Annotated in this window: 3 protein-coding genes and 1 pseudogene; 1 reads left to right on the top strand and 3 read right to left on the bottom strand. The window is 55.2% G+C overall.

All coding sequences use genetic code 11. From position 1 onward, the window contains the following. The 3 genes and pseudogenes from repC to repA form a co-directional block, all read right to left on the bottom strand. Nucleotides 1-612 (bottom strand): annotated as a pseudogene (gene repC / locus RCCGE510_RS32470) (plasmid replication protein RepC); the annotation flags it as partial. Nucleotides 613-780: 168 nt separating this feature from the next. Then, the gene (repB, locus tag RCCGE510_RS32465; RefSeq protein WP_007637778.1) at nucleotides 781-1,770 is read right to left on the bottom strand and encodes a plasmid partitioning protein RepB; all 990 of its coding nucleotides are present in this window, start codon (nucleotides 1,768-1,770) and stop codon (nucleotides 781-783) included. A gap of 78 nt (nucleotides 1,771-1,848) precedes the next feature. Continuing rightward, nucleotides 1,849-3,051: a plasmid partitioning protein RepA gene (gene repA, locus RCCGE510_RS32460; RefSeq protein WP_240539737.1), complete on the bottom strand. Its 1,203-nt coding sequence runs from the start codon at nucleotides 3,049-3,051 to the stop codon at nucleotides 1,849-1,851. A gap of 361 nt (nucleotides 3,052-3,412) precedes the next feature. Between repA and traI the strand changes: the two genes are divergently transcribed. Beyond that, on the top strand, nucleotides 3,413-4,042 hold the full coding sequence (gene traI, locus RCCGE510_RS32455) for an acyl-homoserine-lactone synthase TraI (protein WP_037080859.1): 630 nt from the start codon (nucleotides 3,413-3,415) through the stop codon (nucleotides 4,040-4,042). The last annotated feature ends 124 nt before the right edge of the window (nucleotides 4,043-4,166 follow it).

Raw genomic sequence — 4,166 nt, 5'->3', positions numbered from 1 at the left:
CCTGGTAGCTCTGATACACCCGTCCCCAGTTGCCCGGAACGCGCTCCTCAATGCCAACCTCAATGAGTTTGACGATATCCCGACGAAGAAGCGTAAGCTGCTCCTTGGCAACGCGGTGAGCTTTCTTCTCATCTCGAATAGCCTCCGCCAGGTTCTTGAATTCTTCCGCGCGCGCGACGATCGGAGAAAGGTCGAAGCCATAGGCCTGCTCAACCTCTCCGCCCCTGCCCTTTCGCGCGAAGCGTTTGCCGTTCGGGCTGTCGCGGCGAATGACCAGCCCGCAATCGACGAGCACAGCGATGTGCCGCCGTAGCGTGGTCGCCGGCATACCGTTAGCCCGTGCCGCAAGCTGACTCATTCGATGGCCTAAACGATAAGCTCGCCGCCACTGCTCAGCGTCGTTTCTGGATGGAATGACATCAGCGCATTCAGAATCGCGAGCGAGCGGTCCGTGGCGCCCAAAAGCTCTCGAGCCTCCCGCACATCCTGGAACACGTGCCATTTATGCGCGACCGAGTCGGGCTGCACTGCCTTGACCGTCATTTGTCTAGAAATTTGGCCGAGCGTCATCGACCGCCGCCCATAGGGCGTCGTTGCTATATGCATCCGCATTTCCTTTTACCTTTCGTTAGGCAAAAGAAATTTGCTCGCCGAAACGGCGCTGAGCCTTAAAGACTCTTGACGGTGATTCCGGGAAATGCGATTCTCTTGCTGCGAGACTTGAGAAGGGTCTTTCGGAAATTCTTTTCGGGGGCCTTTTCTTTTGCTGCTATTTGCTTTTCAGTTTTGCTCCGTCCGCTGGAACTCCTCGTAAAGGTGCTCTAGGTTCTGCGAAATGTACGCGCCAAAGCGGGCTGCGTCCTTGGCCTTAAGGGCCAGAGTAAAGCCGTTGCCCGTGTCCTTTGTCGCGACCTTCACCGAATTCTCCGCGATTGCCCAAGCTTTTTCCTCTGGCTTAGAGTTCACGGGTTTCCTTTTTCTGTTCTTGGTCTTCAACTCGCTGAGGAGAGCTGAAAAGCGATCAGCTACCGGCAGCTTCACGATCCCTTCGCTCTGAACGAGAGAACATGCGAGCTCCGCTTTACCGGGAGTTAAAAGGAGTTTCTTGAGCTCCTCCCACCGGTCTCTTCCTACCCCGCGCGCTGAGCCCAAATAATTCAGAACGTCTTCCGGAACATGCTCAGCAACTGCCAGCATACGTGAGAGGAGCGTGTCGTCGATGGTAAGAGCGCTCTTGACCGATTCCTTATCGATCCCGGATCCAATCAGTTTTCGCGCGAACAACGCCTTCTCGATGAAGGTAAGGTCCGATCTTGCCGTGTTTTCCTGCCCTTGGGCAATGACATGTGCGATGTCCTCGATCGGCTTTACGACAGCGCGAACGTTAATCCCTAGTTGGCGTGCCGCACGCGCACGACGATGGCCATAGACGATGATAAAACGTCCGGCTGAATCTGGATGAGGCCTGACCAATACTGGAGAGGATTGCCCTGCCCGTTCAATCGCACTGACGAGGGCAGCAAATTCGTCATCGTCGCTGTCAATACGATCTGCGAAGGGAGAGGGCTCGAGGAGCTCCGGATCAAGAGAAACGATAGTTTCTCCTTCGAATACTCTCATTGAATTCTCTGCCATTTCGTCCAGCGACTGCATCATCGAACGGGACGCGCCGCGCCTCGCATACTCAGCCCTGCTCTCAGAGGGGTCGGCCGTCAGCCGGCGGTCCACTGTATTCGTACCAATGCTGGTCAGGAGGTGCTTTCTAGCCATCTTTGCCTCCCGTTTCGCGCTCTAATACAGTGTTTTCATGGAACTTTTTGCCATTCTGCACGGCTGTCAATAGTTGGGTCATTTGCGCCCCCATGCTTTATGTACCAAGGAAACAATTTCACTATTGACCGCATTAAGCGCTTCAATCGCACGGTCATATGTCGAGCGGGTGAATTGGCTTCGTTCAACTTCGTATAGCGTTTGCTTGGTGATCCCAGCGTCAGAGATCGCAGTGGATTTGACCATCTGATTATTGAGCATCCGTTTGTTGAACATCGCCTGCATGAAGCCAACCATCTGAGCTTGGGGCCCATCTGTAGGTTCATACCTTGTGACCAAGTAGCGGAACCAGTTCAGGCGAACCTTCGCACCAGCACCTTTGATTGACTGCAGGATCCCACCGAGCATCAGCAAGAACTGGCTCATCGACATGATGTCCAGCATCTGGGGATGCACGGTTATAAGAACTGAGGTAGAGGCGGTCAGGGCGGTGAGCGTGAGGTAGCCCAGTTGCGGCGGGCAGTCGATTACAACGACGTCGTATCTGTCATCCACCTCCTTGAGGGCCTGAGAAATCCGGGTAAAGAACATTCGCCCTTCAGGAGAAGTCTTGTTAGACGCCGCCAACGGGGTTTCGTACTCGTATTCCTGGAGCTCAAGATTTGCGGGGATGATATCGAGGCCGGGAAAGTTCGTAGGCTGGATGACATCCTTGATCGAGCTGCGTTGGTCGTCGTAACGAAGCGCCTCGAATAGGGAAGGGTTCTTGTCAAGTTCCGGCTGCATTCCGTGAAGAGCGGTCAGCGAAGCTTGTGGGTCAAGATCGATCGCAAGTACGCGGTGGCCCGTGAGAGCAAGGTACTGCGCAAGGTGCGCAGTGGTTGTTGTCTTCCCACTACCACCCTTGAAGTTCACCACAGAGATCACTTGTAGTGCTTCGCTTCCGCGCCGGTGAGGGACATAGCGCTTGAAGTCGGTTCGACCGTTCTTGTCAAGAAAAGCGCGCAATTCCATCATCTGCTCCGCCGTGTACGAACGTCGGCCGGAGGGTGTGACGAGTGGTTCTGGACCCTTGCCCTCGAGATGAAGTTTCTTGATATGATTTTGGGTCACGCCGAGGAAATCAGCTGCCTCTGCGGATGAAAACAATCGGAGGCCTTTTTCCGCATTCGGCGGGTATTGTTCAAGGCGCAACATGTTGAGCTTATCCGAAATAAGCTCACCCTGCTCGAGGATTTCCTCGTCAAAGTCGATGTCTACACTAGAAGCCTGCGCCACGATCAATCTCATCACCTAAGTCAGAATAACGCTTTTCCGAAACAGTTTTGCTGGAAAGCGTGATTACTATGTTCGATTCGACAGCCCTCGCAAGGCGTTTTTGGTTAATGAATGGTTAACGCTAACCTCGAAGACGCTTTAAGAACGCCACTTTTTCGTTGTTTATCTGATATTTAGCGCAGTGCGCTTTAGCGCAACCTCCACCTTAGAAAAGCAGCTCTGATCCTCTCATCCACACATTCCTCGTCTGCCGGCCCGCACTAAAGCGCGATTCGGCGGGATCCCGTAGGTGCAGATCTGCATATGGCCATAAGCGAGTCGTGGTGATTTCTGTATGCCCGGGTTCGATTCTCGGAGTGGAAGCATGCAAATCACAGTCATTTCGCCGGATCATTATGCGCGGCACCTCGGGTTGCTGATTCAAATGCACCGCCTTCGTGCCGAGGTCTTCGGATCGCGCATGGGCTGGGACGTGACCGTCAGGGACGGCGAAGAGCGAGATGATTTCGACGATCTTGCACCGACCTACATCCTGGCCGTCGATGATGACCACAGGGTCGCGGGCTGCGCTCGTCTTCTGCCTGCCTCGGGGCCGACGATGCTTGCCGCCATGTTTCCTGCATTGCTGGCGAACGGCTCACTCGCCGCTCATCCCGCAATGGTCGAAAGCTCGCGCTTTTGTGCGGACACCACGTTTGAAGCGAGGAGGGGAGGCGGCCATCTACACCTTGCCACGCTCACTATGTTCGCCGGCATTGTCGAGTGGTCGATCGCCAACGGCTATAACGAGATTGTCACGGCAACAGACCTTCGCTTTGAGCGCATTCTGAAACGCGCCGGGTGGCCCATGAGGCGCCTGGGTGAACCGACATCTATCGGGGATACGCAGGGGGTCGCCGGCAGTCTTCCGGCGGATCAGCCAAGCTTCGTCCGTTTGCGGCCCATCGGATACCGCTCGGACATAGAGCGCACTGCCGCGAGGAAAGTAGCGTGACCAAATTGCTTTCTCATTCGCGTCTGGTGCGCAAGCTCCAGGACGCACTTGGCGATCAGCTTTGCGTCGCGCTCGACGATGCGAGCGTTGTCGAGATCATGCTCGAACCCGGACGGGCGGCTGT

The sequence above is a fragment of the Rhizobium sp. CCGE 510 genome, from assembly GCF_000292525.1.
Taxonomy (GTDB): Bacteria; Pseudomonadota; Alphaproteobacteria; order Rhizobiales; family Rhizobiaceae; genus Rhizobium.
Note: the sequence above shows the minus strand (reverse complement) of the source record. Positions and strands in the feature narration are given on the sequence as shown.